The sequence below is a fragment of the Paracoccaceae bacterium genome (genome assembly GCA_033344815.1).
Classification (GTDB): domain Bacteria; phylum Pseudomonadota; class Alphaproteobacteria; order Rhodobacterales; family Rhodobacteraceae; genus Roseobacter.
This window is the reverse complement of sequence record JAWPMR010000001.1, coordinates 1,194,646-1,216,506: the sequence shown is the minus strand read 5'-3', so window position 1 is coordinate 1,216,506 and position 21,861 is coordinate 1,194,646. Positions and strand designations below refer to the sequence as shown.

The 21,861-nt window shown below is 57.3% G+C and carries 18 protein-coding genes; 17 read left to right on the top strand and 1 reads right to left on the bottom strand.

The window, feature by feature from the left end:
• Nucleotides 1-5 precede the first annotated feature (5 nt).
• From R8G34_05655 to murD, 4 genes are all read left to right on the top strand, one after another.
• Nucleotides 6-1,487, top strand: a complete 1,482-nt coding sequence (locus tag R8G34_05655; GenBank protein ID MDW3222364.1) for a UDP-N-acetylmuramoyl-L-alanyl-D-glutamate--2,6-diaminopimelate ligase — start codon at nucleotides 6-8, stop codon at nucleotides 1,485-1,487.
• Between the two features lie 234 nt (nucleotides 1,488-1,721).
• On the top strand, nucleotides 1,722-3,158 hold the full coding sequence (murF, locus tag R8G34_05650; GenBank protein MDW3222363.1) for a UDP-N-acetylmuramoyl-tripeptide--D-alanyl-D-alanine ligase: 1,437 nt from the start codon (nucleotides 1,722-1,724) through the stop codon (nucleotides 3,156-3,158).
• A gap of 3 nt (nucleotides 3,159-3,161) precedes the next feature.
• Nucleotides 3,162-4,244: a phospho-N-acetylmuramoyl-pentapeptide-transferase gene (mraY, locus tag R8G34_05645; GenBank protein ID MDW3222362.1), complete on the top strand. Its 1,083-nt coding sequence runs from the start codon at nucleotides 3,162-3,164 to the stop codon at nucleotides 4,242-4,244.
• Between the two features lie 702 nt (nucleotides 4,245-4,946).
• Complete coding sequence (gene murD, locus R8G34_05640) at nucleotides 4,947-6,338, top strand: UDP-N-acetylmuramoyl-L-alanine--D-glutamate ligase (GenBank protein ID MDW3222361.1); 1,392 nt, start codon at nucleotides 4,947-4,949, stop codon at nucleotides 6,336-6,338.
• A 21-nt stretch (nucleotides 6,339-6,359) separates the two neighbouring features.
• Here murD and R8G34_05635 read toward each other — a convergent pair whose 3' ends face one another.
• Nucleotides 6,360-7,535 (bottom strand): aminoacetone oxidase family FAD-binding enzyme, encoded by a 1,176-nt coding sequence (locus R8G34_05635; GenBank protein ID MDW3222360.1) that lies wholly within the window; start codon nucleotides 7,533-7,535, stop codon nucleotides 6,360-6,362.
• Between the two features lie 135 nt (nucleotides 7,536-7,670).
• Between R8G34_05635 and ftsW the strand changes: the two genes are divergently transcribed.
• From ftsW to recN, 13 genes are all read left to right on the top strand, one after another.
• Nucleotides 7,671-8,840 carry a putative lipid II flippase FtsW gene (gene ftsW / locus R8G34_05630; GenBank protein ID MDW3222359.1) on the top strand — a complete coding sequence of 390 codons (1,170 nt, stop codon included), beginning with the start codon at nucleotides 7,671-7,673 and terminating at the stop codon, nucleotides 8,838-8,840.
• Nucleotides 8,837-9,940 carry a UDP-N-acetylglucosamine--N-acetylmuramyl-(pentapeptide) pyrophosphoryl-undecaprenol N-acetylglucosamine transferase gene (locus R8G34_05625; protein MDW3222358.1) on the top strand — a complete coding sequence of 368 codons (1,104 nt, stop codon included), beginning with the start codon at nucleotides 8,837-8,839 and terminating at the stop codon, nucleotides 9,938-9,940. The genes ftsW and R8G34_05625 overlap by 4 nt, the downstream gene beginning before the upstream one ends.
• Nucleotides 9,937-11,343 (top strand): UDP-N-acetylmuramate--L-alanine ligase, encoded by a 1,407-nt coding sequence (murC, locus tag R8G34_05620; protein ID MDW3222357.1) that lies wholly within the window; start codon nucleotides 9,937-9,939, stop codon nucleotides 11,341-11,343. The genes R8G34_05625 and murC overlap by 4 nt, the downstream gene beginning before the upstream one ends.
• Nucleotides 11,343-11,582, top strand: a complete 240-nt coding sequence (locus R8G34_05615) for a hypothetical protein (GenBank protein MDW3222356.1) — start codon at nucleotides 11,343-11,345, stop codon at nucleotides 11,580-11,582. The genes murC and R8G34_05615 overlap by 1 nt, the downstream gene beginning before the upstream one ends.
• Nucleotides 11,579-11,827 (top strand): DUF2484 family protein, encoded by a 249-nt coding sequence (locus tag R8G34_05610; protein MDW3222355.1) that lies wholly within the window; start codon nucleotides 11,579-11,581, stop codon nucleotides 11,825-11,827. The genes R8G34_05615 and R8G34_05610 overlap by 4 nt, the downstream gene beginning before the upstream one ends.
• Nucleotides 11,828-11,835: 8 nt before the next feature.
• The gene (murB, locus tag R8G34_05605; protein MDW3222354.1) at nucleotides 11,836-12,753 is read left to right on the top strand and encodes a UDP-N-acetylmuramate dehydrogenase; all 918 of its coding nucleotides are present in this window, start codon (nucleotides 11,836-11,838) and stop codon (nucleotides 12,751-12,753) included.
• A 160-nt stretch (nucleotides 12,754-12,913) separates the two neighbouring features.
• On the top strand, nucleotides 12,914-13,792 hold the full coding sequence (locus tag R8G34_05600) for a D-alanine--D-alanine ligase (protein ID MDW3222353.1): 879 nt from the start codon (nucleotides 12,914-12,916) through the stop codon (nucleotides 13,790-13,792).
• Entirely contained in the window at nucleotides 13,780-14,655 is an 876-nt protein-coding gene (locus R8G34_05595; protein MDW3222352.1) for a cell division protein FtsQ/DivIB, read from the top strand. The genes R8G34_05600 and R8G34_05595 overlap by 13 nt, the downstream gene beginning before the upstream one ends.
• A 32-nt stretch (nucleotides 14,656-14,687) precedes the next feature.
• A complete protein-coding gene (gene ftsA, locus R8G34_05590; GenBank protein ID MDW3222351.1) occupies nucleotides 14,688-15,992 on the top strand; it encodes a cell division protein FtsA in 1,305 nt (434 codons plus the stop codon).
• Between the two features lie 362 nt (nucleotides 15,993-16,354).
• On the top strand, nucleotides 16,355-17,986 hold the full coding sequence (gene ftsZ, locus R8G34_05585; GenBank protein MDW3222350.1) for a cell division protein FtsZ: 1,632 nt from the start codon (nucleotides 16,355-16,357) through the stop codon (nucleotides 17,984-17,986).
• A gap of 206 nt (nucleotides 17,987-18,192) precedes the next feature.
• Nucleotides 18,193-19,116: a UDP-3-O-acyl-N-acetylglucosamine deacetylase gene (gene lpxC, locus R8G34_05580; GenBank protein MDW3222349.1), complete on the top strand. Its 924-nt coding sequence runs from the start codon at nucleotides 18,193-18,195 to the stop codon at nucleotides 19,114-19,116.
• A 168-nt stretch (nucleotides 19,117-19,284) separates the two neighbouring features.
• On the top strand, nucleotides 19,285-20,154 hold the full coding sequence (locus tag R8G34_05575) for an outer membrane protein assembly factor BamD (protein ID MDW3222348.1): 870 nt from the start codon (nucleotides 19,285-19,287) through the stop codon (nucleotides 20,152-20,154).
• 26 nt (nucleotides 20,155-20,180) lie between these two features.
• Complete coding sequence (recN, locus tag R8G34_05570) at nucleotides 20,181-21,830, top strand: DNA repair protein RecN (protein ID MDW3222347.1); 1,650 nt, start codon at nucleotides 20,181-20,183, stop codon at nucleotides 21,828-21,830.
• The last annotated feature ends 31 nt before the right edge of the window (nucleotides 21,831-21,861 follow it).

Sequence of the window (21,861 nt, the reverse complement as noted above, 5' to 3'; positions counted from 1 at the left end):
CGGGCATGAATGGACACGTGAAAACACTTTCTTCGCTGGGACTGACGGCCAAGGCGGGATGCAATCCGCACATCACTGGGTTGGCAGTTGACAGCCGCGATGTTCAGGAAGGCTTTTTGTTTGCAGCGCTCCCAGGTGTCAAAATGCACGGCGCCGATTTCATTCAATATGCCTTGCGTATGGGTGCGGCAGCGATCCTGACGGACGTTGAAGGCGCCAAAATCGCGGCAGAGGCATTAGCGCAAAGTGATGCGGCGGTCGTGATTACCTCAGAGCCGCGCGAAACCCTGGCGCGCACGGCCTCTCTTTGGTTTGAACGCCAGCCCCCGGTCGTGGTGGCTGTGACCGGCACCAATGGTAAAACCTCGGTGGCTACTTTTACCCGGCAAATCTGGACCCTTTTGGGTCATCACGCGATCAACCTTGGCACCACCGGGGTGGAAGGCGCGTGGTCTGCTCCCCTCATGCACACGACACCTGAACCGATCACGTTGCACCGCGCTCTGGCGCAAGCGGCGGAAAACGGCGTGACCCATGCGGCGATGGAAGCCTCTAGCCATGGGCTCGATCAACGCCGCCTGGATGGGGTGACGCTCAAGGCGGCGGCGTTCACCAATTTCACGCAGGACCACCTTGATTATCACGCCAGTTTTGAGGCCTATTTTGACGCCAAGGCCGGGTTATTCGCGCGGGTCCTGCCCGAAGAGGCCAAAGCGGTGATCAATATCGAAGAAGAACGTGGTGTCGATATGGCGGCCATCGCAAATGCGCGCGGATGTCCGGTGGTATCGGTGGGGCGCGACATCGGAGATTTTCACATCGGCAATGTGCAGGTTGATCCGACCGGGCAGACCGTTCAATTTCTGCATTTGGGCAAATCCTATGTGCGGCGATTGAATCTGATTGGCGACTTTCAAGCCGAAAACGTAATGCTGGCGGCGGCTTTGGCGGTGGCCTGTGGCGAAAAACCAAATCACGTCTTTGATACGATTGAAGATCTGACAACCGTCAGAGGTCGTATGCAACTGGCGGCAACCCGGGACAATGGTGCGACCGTATTTGTAGACTATGCACATACACCGGATGCGGTGGCTACGGCGCTCAAGGCGTTGCGTCCGCATGTGATGGGCCGTTTGATCGCGATTGTCGGCGCGGGGGGGGACCGCGACGCCACCAAGCGTCCTTTGATGGGTCAGGCGGCCGCTGAGAATGCGGATCTGGTCATTGTATCAGATGACAATCCACGCTCGGAAGACCCTGCCACCATACGGGCGGCAGTCATGCTCGGGGCGCCTGAGGCGCAGGAAGTCGGAGACCGGGCGGAGGCCATCTTGCGCGGGGTGGACGCTCTGGGCCCCGGTGATGCATTGTTAATCGCCGGCAAGGGGCATGAAACCGGACAGACGGTCGGGGATGATGTCTTGCCCTTTGATGATGTGGAACAGGCCAGTATCGCAGTTGCGGCATTGGACGGGACGCTCACATGACAGTTGCGCGTTTGAGATCGGTTGTAACGGATTGCAGGGCACTTGCGGGTGTGTCTCAAACCGACCACGAACCTTGCGCCATCTCAGATTCACGGGGAGAAGCAAAAGACTACGGCGCGATTTGCGTCGTTGTTTGCAGTGTCAAATTCCTGATCGCCTTGTACTTGGCGCTTTTGATAAAGGCAGGCTTTCTGTCAGAAGGGTGCTGGCAATGACCATACAGAGGGGTGCGCTGTGACACTCTGGATCGCCAAAGATGCCGCCATTGCCACAGGCGGTAAAACAGAGGGCGATTGGAGCGCATCGGGCGTTTCAATCGATACGCGTACACTCGCAGCGGGTGATCTGTTTGTAGCTCTCAAAGACCAACGGGACGGGCATGAATTTGTGGCTCAGGCGCTGGAAGCAGGCGCGGCCGCGGCGCTGGTGGATCGTATTCCCGAGGGCGTGCCAAGCAATGCCCCTTTGTTGATCGTGGATGACGTGCTGAGCGGCTTGGAGGCGTTGGGCGCCGCCGCGCGCGCGCGCACGAGCGGTAAGGTCGTTGCGGTTACTGGCAGTGTCGGCAAAACCTCGACCAAGGAAATGTTGCTGGAAATGCTGTCTGCGCAGGGGCGTACCCATGCTTCTGTGGCCAGCTACAACAACCATTGGGGCGTGCCTCTGACACTGGCACGCATGCCACAAGATACCGAGTTTGCCGTCATTGAAATCGGCATGAACCACCCCGGTGAAATCGCGCCCTTGGCAAAAATGGCACGCCCCCATGTGGCTCTTGTGACGACAGTGGCAGCGGCGCATCTGGAGGCCTTCGACGACATAACCGGCATCGCTGTGGAAAAAGCCTCTATTTTCGAGGGGGTTGAACCGGGTGGCATTGCCGTGTTGAACGCGGATGTCGAAACCTCTGCCATCCTCATGGCCAAAGCGCTGGATTGCAAACTGCGTGATATCAGTTTTGGCGCAGAAGGTTATGACTTCAAACTGATCCGTGCCGATCTGCGCGACGACATGACTGTCGTTCAGGCGCAAATGGGCGCCGATCCGCTGCTGTTCAAGATTGCGTCGCCGGGTCGGCATTTTGCCATGAACGCCCTTGGTGCGCTGGCTGTCATGGCGGCCTTGCGTGCTGATATGGCACTGGCGGTGGGGGCCTTGGGACGCTGGCGGCCATTCAAAGGGCGCGGGCAACGCGAACGCATCTATCTGGATGTGGTAGACACGAGCCTGACGCTTGATCTGATTGATGACAGCTACAATGCCAATCCGACGTCGATGGCGGCGGCCTTGGAGGTTTTAGCTGCAGCGCCGGTGATGAACGACATGGGGCGCGTTTCGAAAGGGCGGCGTATCGCGTTCTTGGGGGATATGAAAGAGCTTGGTACAGATGAGATTGCCCTGCATGCGGGCCTCGCGCATCTGCCTTCTGTACAAAGCCTCGACGTGGTTCACTGCATTGGACCCTTGATGCGCGCACTTTTTGACCTGTTGCCGGATGCGCAGCGCGGCGATTGGTTTGAAACCGCAGAGGAAGCCCTGCCGAAACTCAAACGCACGCTGGACAGTGGTGATGTTGTTCTGGCCAAGGGCTCTCTCAGCATGAAACTTGGCCTGATCGTTGACGCGATCCGAAAAATGGGACATGCCCCGCTCAACGTCGAAGAAGGATAACGGATGCTTTACTGGCTCACGCTGCTGTCGGACGGAGGGGATTTTTTCAATCTCTTTCGCTATATTACCTTCCGCGCGGGTGGGGCTTTTCTGACAGCGCTGGTTTTTGGTTTCCTTTTTGGAAAGCCGCTGATCTCTGTGCTGCGAAAACGACAGGGCAAAGGCCAGCCCATTCGCGATGACGGTCCAGAGAGCCATTTCATCAAAGCAGGCACACCCACCATGGGCGGCTTGCTGATTGTAGGGGCCCTGCTGACGTCAACGCTCCTGTGGGCGCGGCTGGACAACCCATTCGTCTGGATCGTGCTGTTCGTCACCATGTCTTTTGCGGCCATTGGTTTCATGGATGATTACGCCAAAGTGTCCAAACAGACCTCTGCCGGTGTCCCTGGTCGGGTGCGTCTGCTGTTGGGATTGCTCATCGCGGCCATCGCAGCCTATTGGGCGGCGCAATACCATCCGGAAGCCTTGCAAAACAGGCTTGCACTGCCGGTTTTCAAAGACACTCTGATCAATTTGGGCTACCTCTTTGTGCCGTTCTGTATCGTTGTAATTGTCGGGTCGGCAAATGCGGTAAATCTGACGGATGGTCTGGACGGGCTTGCAATCATGCCGGTGATGATTGCTGCGGGGACTTTGGGCGTGATCGCCTATGCCGTGGGCCGAGTCGATTTCACCGAATACCTGGATGTGCATTACGTGGCTGGCACCGGCGAGATCCTGATTTTTACCGCCGGGATCTTTGGCGGTGGGCTGGGATTCTTATGGTACAATGCGCCCCCTGCTGCGGTCTTCATGGGGGATACCGGATCACTTGCTTTGGGTGGGGCTTTGGGTGCCATCGCAGTCAGCACAAAGCACGAGATCGTACTGGCCATCGTCGGCGGTTTGTTCGTCGTCGAGGCCCTGTCGGTAATCATTCAGGTCCTCTATTTCAAACGCACCGGCAAACGGGTGTTCCTGATGGCCCCGATTCACCATCACTACGAGAAAAAGGGCTGGGCAGAGAGCACCATCGTCATCCGCTTCTGGATCATCTCGCTGATCCTGGCGATGATTGGGCTGGCGACGTTGAAGGTTCGGTGACCACTCGGGACGGGCAGGTTTGTGATCTGTCGAGGCGCGCGAACTTATCTGTATGTTTTCCGCAAATATCCTGGCGTTGCGTTGGAATTTTCGCAGGAACACCGCTTTGGGAGAGATCCTCGGGAGCGTGCTGCATGACACTGAACAACGATTGGAAACCCCGCGACGCTTGTCGCAACCGTTGCGCTTGCTTTGAAGCCAGTTGATACGCCTAACGTGGGCGTGAATATCAATCTGCGCTGCGAAGCAATGGTGCCCTTGTCGGGTTTGCCCGGAACAGAAAAACCAAAGAGAGAATTTCATCTGCTTACAATGTAACCAGTTTTCAATCGCGTTCGCTTGGGCGGTATGTCGAAGTATAACGACGTCGCCGCAAAACGCTCGAGAATTCCCGCGCACGGGTTTAGCCAGGTCACCCGGTATTTTCTGACCGTTTAAGCGGTCTTCCTTAGCCAGTTCAAGATCAGTGGTACGAAGAAGCAAAACAAGTGTTTATCAAACTACGTCAGTCATGGGGTGCGACCTTGCCTGATGATCGCCACACACAGCAAAGCCCGCGCGAGAGCCGCGCCAGTCTGCGTGCCAAAAATGGATAATGCGTTGTCTTTTTTATATCAACATCCCTGAAACTCGAAATGAACTGGCTTGCGTCCGATACATTGGAGCGGCAGGGTCCGCGCCAGCCAATATGAGGAGACGACCGTGATTCCCGTCAGAGGATTGCAAGGCCATAAAATCGCCGTTCTGGGTCTTGGTCGTTCGGGTCTGAGCGCCGCGCGCGCCCTCAAGGCCGGCGGGGCGGATCCGATCTGCTGGGATGATACCTCTGCGGCGCGTCAAAAAGCGGAGGCCGAGGGCTTCATCTGCCAGCCGTTACAAAATGCACGCGATTTCCAAGACATCGCTCGCCTTATCGTCAGCCCGGGCATCCCGCATCTTTACCCCACACCGAACCCCGTTGTCGCCGCGGCCCTGAAGGCAGGCGTACCGGTGGACAACGACATTGGGTTGTTTTTTCAATCCTTTGCGACCCCGGAATGGGACATTTTCGACATCGCCCCGCGCGTGGTTGCGGTTACCGGATCCAATGGTAAATCCACGACGTCCGCGCTCATCCACCACATCCTCACGGAGGTCAAACGCCCGTGCCAGTTGGCTGGGAATATCGGCCGGGGCGTGCTGGACATTGACCCGGCAATTGACGGGGAGGTTATTGTGTTGGAACTCTCCAGCTATCAAACGGATCTCGCGCGCAGCCTGACCCCGGATATCGCACTATTCACCAATCTCTCGCCGGATCATCTGGACCGTCATGCGGGCATGGGAGGTTACTTTTCAGCGAAACGACGACTCTTTGCGGAAGGCGGTCCGGACCGCGCGATCATTGGCGTAGACGAAGATGAAGGCAGATTTCTTGCCGGACAATTGGCGGAAGGTCGGGCAGATGACCGGGTGATCCGTATCTCGGTTGTCGAAAAGCTGACCGGACCGGGCTGGCAGGTTTTCGCGCGAAAGGGCTTCCTGTCCGAGTATCGTAAGGGGAAACAAATCGCCTCCATTGACTTGCGTGACGTGCCCGGGCTGCCCGGCGAACATAATCATCAAAACGCCTGCGCTGCCTATGCGGCCTGCCGTGCGTTGGGGCTGGCACCGCGCGTGATCGAAACAGCATTCCACAGTTTCAAAGGTCTTCCTCATCGCAGCCAGATGGTCGGTGAAAAAGACGGCGTGCGGTATGTGAACGATAGCAAAGCGACCAATGTCGACGCCGCAGCAAAAGCGCTGGCGGCCTTTAAGCGGGTGCGCTGGATCTGCGGTGGCTTGGAAAAAGACGGGGGCTTGGCGGATCTGGGGAAGGCCACAACCGTGCTCAAGGCCTATGTGATTGGCCGTGAGGCCGCGAAATTTGCAATGCAATTGCCGATGGAAGCCGAGGTTTGCACGACAATGGAAAGGGCAGTGGCGCAGGCTGTGTCCGAGGCGGAACCAGGCGATGTCATCCTTTTGGCCCCCGCCGCCGCAAGTTTTGATCAATATGACAACTTCGAAAAACGCGGGGACGCATTTGTGGCGGAAGTCGAAAAATACACCTGAACACGCATTTAGTGGTGTCGGTTAGGCGTTGAGGGCATGCGCCGCCGCCATGGCCGAAGACCACGCCCATTGGAAATTATATCCGCCCAGCCAGCCCGTCACATCCACCGCTTCGCCTATGAAATACAGACCGGGGACGGATTTCGCCTGCATCGTTTTGGCCGAGAGCGTTTCGGTATCAATACCGCCAAGCGTGACTTCGGCGGTACGGTAACCTTCGGTTCCGGTTGGTGTCAGACGCCATTCGGAAAGGCTTTTGCAAGTTTGAGAAAGCTTCGCGTCCGACTGGTCCGCTAGGTTGCCCGCTAGGTCCATCTGGCGTGCCAAAAACTCCACCAGTCGGCTGGGCAGGTGATGGGACAACTCAGTGGTCAGGTTTCGTCGACCTGAAGTCGCGCGCTGATCTCGTAGTGTCTCATAGAGGTCAGAATGAGGCGCCAGGTTTACGAAAATCGGTTCTCCCTCTTGCCAGTAGGACGAGGCTTGCAAGACGGCAGGGCCAGAAAGGCCGCGGTGCGTGAAAAGCAGTGCTTCATCAAAGCTGGTGTTGCCAGCTCTGACACGCGCATCTGTCGCAACGCCCGCTAGGCCTTCGAAATGCTCCTTTGCAAAGGTAAAGGGCACAAGCGCGGGTCTTGTGGGCCTGACTGTCAAACCAAACTGCGATGCGATGTCATAGGCAAGCCCGGTCGCACCCATTTTGGGTATGGATTTCCCCCCACTGGCAACAATAAGGTTTTTGGCTATCACTTGTGTGGTTTTACCGGCGTCCGTGAGCGTGAAGGTAAACCCATCCGGAGATTTTGCAAAGCTGTGTGCGGAGGTTTGCAAACGCAAATCGACGCCGTTTTGCCGCATGAGCTCTCGTAACATCCCGATAATGTCTTTGGCTGAGGTGTCACAGAAGAGTTGACCCAATGTCTTTTCATGCCATGCGATCTGGTGGCGATCCACAAGCTCTATGAAATCCCACTGCGTGTAGCGGGCGAGGGCGGATTTCGCAAAATGCGGATTGCCTGACAGGAATGCATCGGCGTCGGTGTAAAGATTGGTGAAGTTGCAACGCCCTCCGCCAGAAATACGAATCTTTTCGCCGGGTGCGCGTGCATGATCGATAATCAATATGCGCCCCTTGGCATGGGCTGCACACATCATACCGGCGGCACCCGCACCAATGATCGCAATATCCACTCGCATGCCCGCCAACTGGCGCGATTTACACAAAATGGCAAGTCTCAGGCTAGCGTTATGGTTGTTTTCACGCTACTGTGCGCTCAGCAGACCCCGAAAAGGGGCGCATCGAGGCAGTGTAGTTATCCAAGGCAGGCACCCATGACAGAAATGGTCTATGGCGCAGTTCCGGTTCGTGATGGTGAACCGATCCTCCCCAAATGGTGGCGGACCATAGACAAATGGGCGATGTCCTGCATCTTGATCCTGTTTGCTATTGGTCTTTTGTTGGGGCTTGCGGCCTCACCACCCTTGGCGGCGAAAAATGGTTTCGAAGCGTTTCACTATGTCCAGAGACAGGCGTTTTTTGGGAGCATCGCACTTGTTGCAATGATCATGACATCGATGATGTCGCCGGTTCTGGTGCGACGCTTGGCGGTTCTGGGCTTCGTCGTTTCCTTTATCGCTCTGGCGCTGCTGCCGTTTTTCGGCACAGACTTTGGCAAGGGTGCAGTGCGTTGGTATGGTTTGGGCTTTGCCTCGTTGCAACCATCTGAATTCTTGAAACCAGGGTTTATTGTTGTTGCTGCATGGATGATGGCGGCGGCCTCTGACCTGCATGGGCCGCCGGGCAAGACTTGGTCCTTTGCGTTGTGCATGGCGATCGTCATGATGCTGATCCTGCAACCGGATTTCGGGCAAGCCTGTCTGGTGTTGTTTTCATGGGGCGTGATGTATTTTGTGGCAGGTGCGCCAATGGTTCTGCTTGTCGGTATGGCGCTTCTGGTGGTTTTTGGTGGCACGATTGCCTATTCGAATTCCGAGCATTTCGCGCGCCGGATTGATGGGTTCCTCAGTCCCGAAATCGATCCGCGCACACAACTGGGTTACGCCACCAATGCCATTCAGGAGGGCGGGTTTTTCGGTGTAGGTGTGGGTGAGGGGCAAGTCAAATGGTCCCTGCCGGATGCGCATACGGATTTCATCATTGCCGTGGCTGCGGAAGAATATGGTTTGGTTCTCGTGCTGGTGATCATCGCACTCTATGCAACGATTGTAGTGCGCTCGCTATTGCGATTGATGCGGGAACGCGATCCGTTTATTCGGCTGGCGGGAACTGGTCTGGTGTGTACGCTTGGGGTGCAGGCGATGATCAACATGGGTGTTGCTGTGCGGCTTTTACCGGCCAAGGGCATGACCTTGCCATTTGTAAGTTATGGTGGCTCATCCATCATTGCCAGCGGGATCGCCGTTGGGATGCTTCTTGCTTTTTCGCGTTCCCGGCCTCAGGGTGAAATCAGTGATCTTTTGGCGCGCGGACGTGTGAAATGAGCCAGCAACCTCTCCTTCTGATCGCAGCGGGAGGTACGGGAGGGCATATGTTTCCAGCCCAAGCCCTTGCCGAAACCATGCTGACCCGCGGCTGGCGGGTCAAGCTGTCCACGGACGCGCGCGGTGCGCGGTATACACAGGGCTTCCCGGCCGCAACTGAGATCACAGAAATCCGCAGCGCAACTTTTGCACGCGGAGGGTTTTTGTCCAAGGCGCTGGTCGGGCCACAACTTTTGGCTGGCGCAGCCACGGCCTTGTGGGCCTTCTTGCGCGACAAACCTTCGGTGGTTGTCGGATTTGGCGGCTATCCGACCATCCCGGCACTCTCTGCGGCCTGTGTTCTGAAGCTGCCGCGTATGATCCACGAGCAAAACGGTATTTTGGGCCGCGTCAACAAAGCCTTTGTCAGTCGGGTTGATGCCATTGCATGCGGCACATGGCCTACCGACCTGCCCGATGCAATCCAGGGGCATCACACCGGTAACCCGGTGCGCAAGGCTATTCTGGAACGCGCTGAGGCAGGTTATATCTCTCCGGGAGATTACCCGATGGAGCTATTGGTCATTGGTGGCAGCCAGGGGGCCAGCATACTGAGCGACGTGATCCCCCCGGCGATTGCCGGCCTGCCGATGGACATGTTGCGCAATATCCGCGTAAGCCACCAGGCGCGCGAGGAGGATCAGGATCGGGTTGCCACGTTTTATGCCCAGAATGGCATAAGCGCGGACGTGGAGACGTTTTTTCACGATGTACCACGCCGCATGACGGAGGCCCAGTTGGTCATCAGCCGCGCCGGGGCGTCGTCTGTTGCGGACCTATCGGTGATCGGACGGCCCTCGATCTTGATCCCTTATGCGGCCGCGACCGGGGACCACCAGACTGCCAACGCGCGCGGCCTGGTTGAAGCCGGCGGGGCGATCATGGTGCCTGAAAGCAGGCTGAATGTGGACTCGGTAACCGAGCAGATCTTTTCAGTACTGGACAATCCCGAAGGCGCGATGCAAATGGCCCGCTCTGCCGCGCAATTCGGCAAGCCAGATGCGACAGAGGCTCTGGCGGAAATGGTGGAAGGGCTGGCAATGAAGGGGCAAGACCAATGAATGCTGCGACGAAACTGCCCGGCGATGTCGGCCCAATTCACTTTGTTGGCATCGGCGGGATTGGCATGTCAGGTATCGCCGAGGTCTTATTGAACCATGGCTACACCGTGCAGGGGTCCGATCTCAAATCCTCGCCCATTACCAAGCGTCTCGAAGAATTGGGCGCGCATGTTTACGAAGGCCAGCGCGCTGAAAACATCACCAATGCCGAGGTTGTGGTGATTTCAAGCGCGATCAAGCCGGGGAATGCGGAATTGGACGCGGCGCGGTTGAACGGCTTGCCGATTGTACGTCGTGCGGAAATGCTTGCCGAACTGATGCGGTTGAAATCCAACATTGCGGTGGCAGGCACCCACGGCAAAACGACCACAACGACCATGGTCGCAACTTTGCTGGACGCAGGGGAGTTTGATCCCACAGTGGTGAATGGCGGTATCATTCATGCCTATGGCTCGAATGCCCGCGCCGGCGAAGGTGAATGGATGGTGGTGGAGGCGGATGAGAGCGACGGCACGTTTAATCGCCTGCCGGCAACCATTGCGATTGTCACCAATATCGATCCTGAACATATGGAACATTGGGGTGATTTTGACACGTTACGGCAAGGATTCCTCGATTTTGTCTCCAACATCCCGTTTTACGGGGTGGCCGTTTGTAACACGGACCATAGTGAGGTGCAGGCGCTCGTCGGCAAGATCACCGATCGTCGCATTGTGACCTATGGCTTCAATGCGCAGGCCGATGTGCGCGCGGTTAACCTGACCTATAAAAATGGCGTTGCCCATTTTGATGTTGCCCTGCAGGCCGAAGGTATCCTGATCGAAGGATGCAGCCTGCCGATGCCCGGTGATCACAACGTGTCCAACGCGCTTTCTGCGATTGCGGTTGCGCGTCATCTGGGCATGAAAGGCGAACAGATCCGCGAGGCTTTGGCGAACTTTGGCGGTGTTAACAGACGCTTTACCCGCGTGGGCGACATTGATGGGGTGACGATCATTGATGATTATGGCCACCATCCGGTTGAAATTGCCGCTGTGCTCAAGGCTGCGCGTCAGGCCACAGAGGGGCGCGTGATTGCTGTGCATCAACCACATCGATACTCGCGCCTGTCTGACCTGTTTGAAGACTTCTGCGCCTGTTTTAACGACGCAGATGTTGTGGGAATTGCGGAGGTCTATGCTGCGGGCGAAGACCCGATTGAAGGGGCCAGTCGGGACGATCTGGTTGCAGGTCTCATCCGACATGGTCATCGTCATGCCCGTGCTGTGGTCGGCGAGGATGATCTGGAACGCCTTGTGCGGGAACAGGCGCGTCCAGGCGATATGGTAGTTTGCCTTGGTGCAGGTACGATCAGCACTTGGGCAAATGGGCTGCCTGCGCGCTTGCGCAAAGGGGCTGCGTGATGCGCGGCGAAAACGGATCCCAATATGCGAAGGTCGTATCTGTTCCTTTGGCATTGCAAGGACGGCAGCAACAAAGTCCAATTGAGGTGCTGGTTTTGGAATGCATGGTGCGCAAAACAGCGCGGTTCCCGTCGGTTGCGCCACAATGGTTCCAATCGGTTGCCTGTCCAAATTTACGCATCTCGATGTTAGCTTTTCTGACCGGCGCGCGCAGGAAGATTTTGGAGTTTGCGCTATGAGCTTGCCTCTCATTCTGGCCGCGCTTTGGGCTTTGGTGGCAAATATCCTGGCGATGACACCCAGCAAGGACAATCATTGGCGAAACGCTTATGTCCTGATAGCCTTGGGCATTCCCATCGTTGGTCTGGTGACATGGCAACACGGTCCTTGGATCGGCATGCTGATTATGGCGGGTGGTATGTCGGTTCTGCGCTGGCCGGTGATCTATCTCGGACGCTGGATCAAGCGCGTCACCCTGCGTTAGGGGGCTTTATGACTGGCATGCCCGACGTCCGAGGACGGCTGACGCCGGACCGCACTCTAGGCGATCTGACATGGCTGCGGGTTGGCGGGACGGCAGATTGGCTGTTTCAACCTGCTGATCTTGAGGACCTTTCCAGTTTCCTGCGGGCTTTGCCCCTTGATGTGGCTGTATTCCCGATGGGCGTCGGCTCAAACCTGATTGTGCGGGACGGCGGCATGCGCGCCGTGGTGATCCGTTTGGGCCGTGGGTTCAACACAATTGAATGTAACGGCACGCACGTGATCGCCGGTGCTGCGGCACTGGATGCCCATGTCGCCAGGAAAGCGGCGGACGCGGGTCTTGATCTGACATTTCTGCGAACCATACCGGGCAGTATAGGCGGCGCGGTGCGGATGAACGCGGGGTGTTACGGAAGCTACACAGCGGATGTTCTGGTTGAGGCGCAGGCGGTGACCCGCAGTGGTGAGATCGTCATGCTCACTCCGCAGGATTTGCAATTTGCGTATCGGCACAGCCAATTGCCGGAAGGGTGGGTTCTGACCCAAGCGACCTTTAAAGCACCCAAAGATGAGAGCGCGACGCTGCATGCCCGCATGGCCGGTCAGATTGCCAAACGCGATGCAACTCAGCCCACCAAAGACCGCAGCGCGGGGTCTACATTTCGCAATCCGGCAGGGTTTTCCTCCACCGGACGTGATGATGACGTGCATGATCTGAAAGCGTGGAAGGTCATCGATGATGCCGGTATGCGCGGCGCACGGTTGGGTGGCGCGCAAATGAGCGAGAAACACTCCAACTTTTTGATCAATACAGGCGGCGCTACGGCGGCGGATCTTGAGGGTTTAGGCGAAGAAGTGCGGAAAAAGGTTTACGCCCAAAGCGGTATCACGCTAGAATGGGAAATTATGCGCATCGGCGAGAATTAAGGGCGCGTTAACCAAGAACTCGCCAAGATGTGTTTAGAATAAAAGACGGTGAACCGACGCAAAAGTCGGGCGAAAACAACAAATAATGGGCCGAAACGGCCTGATATGAGGCACCAAAGTGGGTCAGTCGAGCAGGACACCCCAGCGTGTGGCGGTATTGATGGGCGGCCCTTCGGCTGAGCGCGAAGTGTCTCTGTCAAGCGGGCAAGCCTGTGCAGCCGCGCTGCGGGAAGAGGGATTTGAAGTGATTGAGGTCGATGCAGGCCGCGATATCTGTTCCGTGCTCGATGACGTCGCGCCAGATGCTGTTCTGAATTGCCTTCATGGACGTTGGGGCGAAGATGGCTGCGTGCAGGGTTTGCTGGAATGGCAAGGGGTTCCTTATTCGCATTCTGGCGTTTTGTCCTCGGCTCTGGCGATGGATAAACAGCGCAGCAAAGAAGCTTTCGTCGCGGCCGGTTTGCCCGTTGTTGCCAGCGTTCTTGCCCCTGCGAGTGACGTGCGGGTGCGCCATGTGATGCCGCCGCCCTATGTGGTCAAGCCCAACAACGAAGGGTCTTCTGTTGGCGTTTACTTGGTGCATGAGGCCAGTAACGGTCCGCCGCAACTCTCTGCCAATATGCCGGATGAAGTCATGGTGGAGGCCTTCGCTCCGGGGCGTGAATTGACCACAACGGTTGTTGGGGATCGCGCGCTAACAGTGACGGATATCCTGACCGACGGCTGGTACGATTATGACGCAAAATACAAGCCCGGCGGGTCGCGCCATGTGGTGCCAGCGGATGTGCCATCAGAGATTTTTGATCTGTGCATGGAGTATGCCCTGCGCGCGCATGAAACGCTCGGGTGTCGTGGCGTCACCAGAACCGATTTCCGTTGGGATGAGAGCAAAGGTTCAGAGGGTCTGATCTTGCTCGAAACAAACACCCAGCCCGGAATGACCGCAACGTCTCTGACGCCAGAACAGGCACAGAAGTGCGGCATGAGCCTTGGACAACTTTGTGCCTGGATGGTGGAGGACGCATCATGCGATCGTTGATCTCGCGCAAAGCCCGCGCCAGTGATCCCGCGCCTTCACGTTGGGCTTGGCGGATGCAACGGCTGATGCTGACGCCGGCGTTTTTATTGACGCTGCGCGCCGGAATTCCGGTTGCATTGACCGTGGCAGCTGGTGCTTGGTACGTGGCCGATGAGGGCCGCAGGCAGGCGATACAGGACACCGTATCCGAAGTCCGTGCGAATTTTGAGACACGTCCGGAGTTCATGGTGCAATTGATGGCCATTGACGGTGCTGATGACGCTCTGGCGGGGGACATACGCGAAGTCGTGCCCTTGGATTTTCCGATCAGCTCGTTTGATCTGAACCTCGAAGAAATACGCGGCACGATCACGGAACTGGCGCCCGTCAAAACGGTTGGCGTGCGCATCCGGCCCGGTGGCGTTTTGCAAGTGGAAGTGACCCCGCGCACACCTGTTGCGATTTGGCGCGGCCGCAGCGGTCTGAGCCTTGTTGATATCACTGGAACCCACGTGGGCCAGGTGAGCAAACGCATGGATCGGCCTGATTTGATGGTGATCGCGGGCAAGGGCGCGCAAACGCGTGTGAAAGAAGCACTGGATCTGTACCGCGCGGCCGCTCCTTTGGGGACCCGATTGCGTGGCATCGTGCGCATGGGCGAACGGCGCTGGGATGTCGTTTTGGATCGGGAGCAACGCATTCTACTTCCCGAACAGAACCCGGTTGAGGCGCTGGACCGCGTCATCGCGCTGGATGGTGCGCAAGACATTCTGGCCCGTGATGTGGTGCGGGTGGATTTACGGCTGGGCGCGCGGCCCACCGTGCAGATGAGCGAACAAGCCACCACATTATGGTGGAATATCAAACAGTTTTCGGGGCAGTAACGACAATGGATTTATACGACAGCCAACGCCAGATGCGTAACATGCGCAAGGCGGCCATGCAGCGCGGTGTGATGGCTATTCTGGATGTGGGCAGCTCGAAAATATCCTGTCTTGTGCTGCGTTTTGATGGCACCGGGGATTTGGGTGAAGAGGGTGAGATCGGCTCGCTGGCAGGTCAGTCCGGCTTTCGTGTGATTGGCGCCGCGACCACACGCTCGCGCGGTGTCCATTTTGGTGAAATAAGTGCGATGCAGGAAACCGAACGGGCCATTCGCACGGCCTTGCAGGGAGCGCAGAAAATGGCAGGTATCCGCGTGGATCATGTCATCGCTTGCTTCGCCGGGGCCGAGCCGCGCTCTTATGGGCTTGATGCGCAAATTCCGCTGGAGGGTCAGACCGTTGACGAACAGGACGTGGCCCGGGTTCTGGCCGCCTGCGATGTGCCTGATTATGGCGCGGGGCGCGACGTTTTGCATGCGCAACCTGTGAATTTCGCGATTGATCACCGTTCCGGTCTGAGCGATCCGCGCGGGCAATTGGGCAATACGCTGTCGGTCGACATGCATATGCTGACCATTGATGGCGATGCGGTCCAGCATTTGGCGCATTGCATCAAGCGTTGCGATCTGGAGTTGGCGGGGATTGCCTCATCGGCCTATGTCAGCGGGATCGCGGCACTGGTTGAGGATGAACAGGAACTGGGATCGGCGTGCATTGATCTGGGGGGGGGCACCACGGGCGTGTCCATTTTCATCAAGAAACACATGATTTATGCCGACACGGTGCGCATGGGTGGTGAACATGTCACGGGTGATATTTCCATGGGGCTTCAAGTGCCTATGGCGATGGCGGAGAGGATCAAAACCATGCATGGCGGCGTACATGCCACGGGCGTGGATGACCGCGAGATGATTGAGATCGGCGGCGATACAGGTGATTTTGAGCATGATCGCCGCACGGCCAGCCGGGCTGAAGTAATCGGCATCATGCGTCCGCGAGTTGAGGAAATACTGGAAGAAGTGCGTGCAAGGCTGGATGCAGCTGGGTTTGATCATCTCTCAAGCCAGCAGATTGTATTGACCGGCGGCGGCAGTCAAATTCCGGGGTTGGACGGGCTTGCCAGCAAAATTCTGGGCCAGCAGGTACGCTTGGGGCGGCCGCTGCGCGTTCATGGTTTGCCACAAGCCGCAACGGGCCCAGCTTTTGCCTCCGTTGTCGGGCTGTCGCTTTTTGCGGCTCATCCACAAGATGAATGGTGGGACTTCGATATCCCGGCAGATCGCTATCCGAACCGCTCTCTCAAGCGCGCAGTGCGGTGGTTTCGTGATAACTGGTAGTGAAATTCCAACGGTCCGGGGTGACGCATCCCGGCGAGTGTGATACTGTTTCGATAAGGCCCGTCAGAGGCCTGCAGGCGACCGAGCAGTCGTCCTAAAATCGGTAAAGCGCACAGTGATGCGCAGCAGGCGACATTCGTCTGCGCGAATGATTTGCGCGGTTTCTAGCGTCTGCCGTGCGGATTTGCGCAACATCTTGCCCATCCAGCCTCTCCAGAGCGGTTTATCCATGAAAATAGCCCATATTTTGTGTTGAAATTGCGTTTTTTGCGTGACCCGTGGACATGCAGCAGATAGGGTAAACCCTGAACAGGCATTAAAAACACTCGCGAATGCGGGGCAGAGCACAGGCGGATATACCCATGACACTTACCCTTACTATGCCGGGACAGGCAGACCTGAGACCTCGTATCACTGTATTTGGCGTGGGGGGTGCTGGCGGCAACGCGGTCAATAATATGATCGACAAAGAGCTTGATGGGGTTGAGTTCGTTGTGGCCAACACGGATGCGCAAGCGCTGCAACAAGCCAAGTCGGACAACCGGGTGCAATTGGGGATCAAGGTTACAGAAGGTCTGGGCGCTGGCGCTCGTGCCACAGTTGGTGCTGCCGCCGCTGAAGAGAGCATTGAGCAAATCGTCGATCATCTGGCTGGCGCGCACATGTGTTTCATCACGGCGGGCATGGGCGGTGGCACCGGTACAGGTGCCGCGCCGATCATTGCGCAAGCCGCACGGGAATTGGGTGTTTTGACGGTAGGTGTTGTCACCAAGCCGTTCCAGTTTGAGGGCGCAAAGCGGATGCGTCAGGCTGAAGACGGTGTTGAGGCGCTGCAAAAGGTTGTGGATACGCTGATCATCATTCCAAACCAGAACCTGTTCCGTCTGGCGAATGAAAAAACCACCTTCACCGAAGCCTTTTCCATGGCGGATGATGTTTTGTATCAAGGTGTTAAGGGCGTAACCGACCTGATGGTGCGCCCTGGGCTTATCAATCTTGATTTTGCTGATGTCCGCGCCGTTATGGACGAAATGGGCAAGGCGATGATGGGCACAGGCGAGGCGGACGGCGAAGATCGTGCGATCCAGGCGGCCGAAAAGGCGATTGCCAATCCGTTGCTGGACGAAATCAGTTTGCGCGGTGCTAAAGGTGTCCTGATCAACATCACTGGCGGTCATGATCTGACTCTGTTTGAACTGGATGAGGCGGCGAACCGCATTCGTGAAGAGGTGGATCCAGAGGCCAACATCATCGTTGGTTCCACATTGGATACCGATATGGGCGGTCTCATGCGGGTCAGTGTCGTTGCAACCGGAATCGATGCAACAGATGTGAACACAGAGATGCCGGTGCCGCGTCGCCCGCTTTCCCAGCCGTTGAAACCGACCGTGACGGCCGAAGAGGTCGTTCCAGAAGTTGCGGCTGCCGCGCGTGCGGCAGAGCCGGAAGATCTGGAAAGTGTCGTTGCTGAGGCTGTAGAAGAGCCAAGCCTGTTTGAATCACTGGACGAGCAGCCCGCTTCGGTGACGAATGTCACAGAAGATACCTTCGAGCAGGAAATCCCTGCGGCTATGGATGATGGTTTGCCAGCGCCCGCCTATCAGCCCAGAGTTGCAGCTTTTGAACCGAGCCGGGTCGATGCGGACGTCGAGCCTGATAGTTTTGTCGCACCGCGCGCTCCGACACCTGGAACGCCATCGCCCGAGGCCATGATGCGTCTGCGCGCCGCGGCGCAAAAAGCAGCGCCCCGATCCGAGCAACGGGAAGCTGCCGCGCCGCGCGAAGAGGTACAGGGCGAGCGCCCCCGCTTTGGCATAAACTCTCTGATCAACCGCATGACCGGTCACGCAGAGGGTCCGGCGCAATCTGCACCGCGCCAGCAGCCTCCGGTACAGCACCGCACGGCAGAACCAGCGCCAATGCCGCAGGAGCCAGCAGACCCTGATCAGGAGCGGATCGAAATACCTGCATTTTTGCGCCGCCAAGCCAATTAAATTTATCACAAAGTCTTGCAAAAGGGCCGCATTGTTGCGGCCCTTTTGCTTTGTATTTCAATGCTTTACTGTTGGGCAGGCGTCTTTGCGCTCAATTGTAACAGATGTGTTTCAGTCGGTTGCAAAGTTTGAGTTGAGGCTGACCCCTGTCAACCTTAGTTAAGATGCTAACCGGGCCAAAAGGCTCGAAAAATTATGGGGCACTTGTGCAAACAACGATTAAATCAGCGATCAGCTTTTCCGGCTGTGGCCTTCACACGGGGCACAATGCGACGGTGACGATCCGTCCGGCAGCCGCCGAGCATGGCATATGGTTCTCCCGCACCGACGTTGCAGTTGGTGACCGCTTGATTCAGGCGCGCTGGGACAACGTGTTGCGCTCACCGCTGTGCACAAAGATCGAAAATAGTGCGGGTCTTCAGGTTTCCACGATCGAGCATATCATGGCCGCTCTGGCGGGTTGCGGTGTGCATAACGCTCTGGTCGAGATAGATGGGCCCGAGGTGCCGATCCTTGACGGTTCTGCTGCACCTTTCGTGCGTGGTATCATGCAGCGTGGGCTCCGGACACTTACAGCAGCTGTAAGAGCATTTGAGGTTTTGAAAACGGTCACAGTCACCGACGGTCTGGCGTCTGCGACACTCGCGCCTTCGGATACTCTGAGGATTGATTTCGAGATTGATTTCGAGGATGCGGCCATTGGACGCCAGAGCAAGTCACTGGTGATGAACAACGGCAGTTTTGCACGAGAACTCTGCGACAGCCGTACATTCTGCCGCCAGTCGGATGTGGATGTGATGCGCGAGAAAGGTCTCGCATTGGGCGGGACGTCGGGTGAGAATGCGGTTGTGTTTGATGGCGGTAAAGTAGTGAGCCCCGGGGGCTTGCGCCACAGCGACGAGCCTGTGCGCCATAAGATGTTGGATGCGTTGGGCGATCTGGCGTTGGTTGGTGCCCCCTTGATTGGTCATTACACCGGCGTACGAGCGGGGCATTCCCTGACAAACACGCTCTTGCGGGAATTGTTCGCGACACCGGACGCGGTCCGCATGATTGTATGCGAAAAAAGTACTGCCTCCCGCCTGCCAGGTTATGGCCTCGTCTGGGATGAGATTCCGGCGGTCGCGTAGGATTATGCCGGGTTTGGCCGGCGACGAGCCCCTCAATTCAGCAAGCTTTCTAACAACTGTGTTCACAAAGGGCGCAATGGGCGTTTTGCATGTCAAATTTCTATGCTAGGACCTCCAAGAGCAGAGATAATTGCGGCTCACAGGGGTACGGAGCAATGGTGGCAAAGCATGAGTAGGCTTGGGTCGCGCAAGCGGGTGGTGGCAGTGGTGCTGGTGGCAGCAACGCTAGCGGCATGTGGAGATCGCAATTCCGGCCGTACAACGGGGAATTTCTTCAATCCGCAGGAGATACCGCTTGAAACCTATTCCGCTGAGCAGATTTTTGAGCGTGGCGAGTTTGAATTGAATCGCAGCCGCCCGGATGACGCAGCATTCTACTTTGCGGAGATTGAACGGCTTTATCCGTATTCCGACTGGGCGCGTCGGGCGCTGATCATGCAGGCGTTTTCCTATCATCGCGATCAGGATTACCCAAACAGTCGATCCGCTTCACAACGTTTCATTGACTTTTACCCGGATGACGAAGACGCCGCTTATGCACAATATCTTTTGGCGCTGAGTTACTATGATCAGATCGATGAAGTCGGGCGTGATCAGGGGCTGACCTTTCAGGCACTACAGTCGTTGCGTGAAGTCATCGAGCGTTATCCCGAAAGTGAATACGCCCGGGCCGCTGTCTTGAAATTCGATCTGGCTTTCAATCATCTGGCTGGAAAGGAAATGGAAATCGGACGCTATTATCTGCGCCGCAATCATTACACAGCGGCGATTAACCGTTTCCGTGTGGTTGTGGAAGATTTCCAGACAACAAGTCATACGCCCGAAGCGTTGCATCGTCTGGTTGAGGCCTATTTGTCACTGGGCCTGACCGATCAGGCACAAACAGCGGGCGCGATCCTTGGGTTCAATTATCGCTCGACAGACTGGTATGAGGACAGCTTTGCACTGCTGACAGGGCAGGGGCTCACGCTGGAAGCTGCGGGTGATGGTTGGTTGCGTCAGGTGTACCGCCAAACGGTCAAGGGCAACTGGCTCTGACCCGGCGGGGATGACGGAAAGAGCGAATGCTGCGCGGACTTGATATCTCGGACATGCTGATCATTGATCGGTTGGAGCTTGCCTTTCAACCCGGTCTCAATGTTCTGACGGGTGAAACCGGCGCAGGGAAATCTATCTTACTGGATTCATTGGGGTTTGTCTTGGGCTGGCGGGGCCGTGCAGATCTTGTGCGTCAAGGGGCGGCGCAGGGCGAGGTTACGGCGTGGTTTGATCTGGGCCCAAACCATCTGGCTCACGAGATCCTGAAGGACGCGGGGTTACCGGGTGGAGATGAGTTGATCCTGCGAAGGATCAACACGGTGGAAGGGCGCAAAACCGCATGGATCAATGATCGGCGGTGTTCAGGCGAAGTGTTGCGCCAGCTGTCCGAAACACTTGTGGAACTGCACGGGCAGCACGATGATCGAGGACTTCTCAATCCCCGCGGGCATCGATTGATCCTGGATGAATTCGCAGGTTTGGAGGATGCCAAGTCCAAATGTCGGACAGCATGGTCGATAAAGGGGCAGGCGGCTAAAGCGCTGGCCGCTGCGGAAAAGGTGATGGCGGCCATTCGCGATGAGGAGGAGTTCCTCCGTCACGCTATGGCCGAATTGGATGCGCTTCATCCGCAAACGGGCGAAGAGGAAACTTTGGATACGCGGCGGCGTGCAATGCAGGGCGCCGAAACAATCCGCAGTGATGTGGTGCGGGCACATGAAATTCTAAGCGGCAAGGGGGCTGAAACCGCGCTGAGTGATGCGCTGCGTTGGCTGGACGGCGCGGCAGAACAATCCGAAGGTGTGTTGGAGGCTCCAATGGCCGCGTTGTCTCGGGCCATGGTTGAACTGGATGAAGCCGTTGACGGCATTTCGGGTGCGATCGAAGCTCTGTCGTTCGATCCCGCTGAACTCGAAGATACGGAAGAGCGGTTATTCGCGATCCGAGCCATGGCGCGCAAGTATGATGTTTTGGCGGATGATCTGGCCGGGTTTGCCGATACCTTGCGCGACAAGCTGGCGGCGTTGGATGCAGGGGATGCTGATCTGGCGCAACTGCGTAAAGACCTGACGGCAGCGGAGGTCGTCTATCACGACGCAGCAACTGAACTCACCCGCGCGCGCCAAAAAGCGGCACGCGCACTTGATAAGGCCGTCAGCGCGGAACTGGCACCGCTGAAAATGGAACGGGCCGTTTTTGAAACGCAAGTGCGCCCGGACACACCGGGGCCCGAAGGTGCGGATGCCGTGGACTTCACGGTTGCCACTAATCCCGGTGCGCCCTCGGGTGCTTTGAATAAAATTGCTTCGGGGGGGGAACTCAGCCGGTTCCTGCTGGCGTTAAAGGTTTGCCTGACCAAGAACCAGACCGGTTTGACGATGATTTTTGATGAAATTGACCGGGGCGTGGGGGGAGCGACGGCCGATGCAGTGGGGCGCAGATTGGCGGCGCTGGCGCGCGAAGGACAGGTGTTGGTTGTCACCCACTCGCCACAGGTTGCTGCATTGGGCGCGCACCATTGGCGGGTCGAGAAACGCGTTGATGCCGGAATGACCACGTCGACCGTGACCCCACTGCCGTCTGGCGACCGGGTCGATGAAATCGCACGTATGCTTGCAGGCGACACGATTACCGAAGAGGCACGCGGCGCGGCGCGGGCACTTCTGGCCGGATAAGCGCGCCAAGGGGCTTTCCACCTATCCGCCC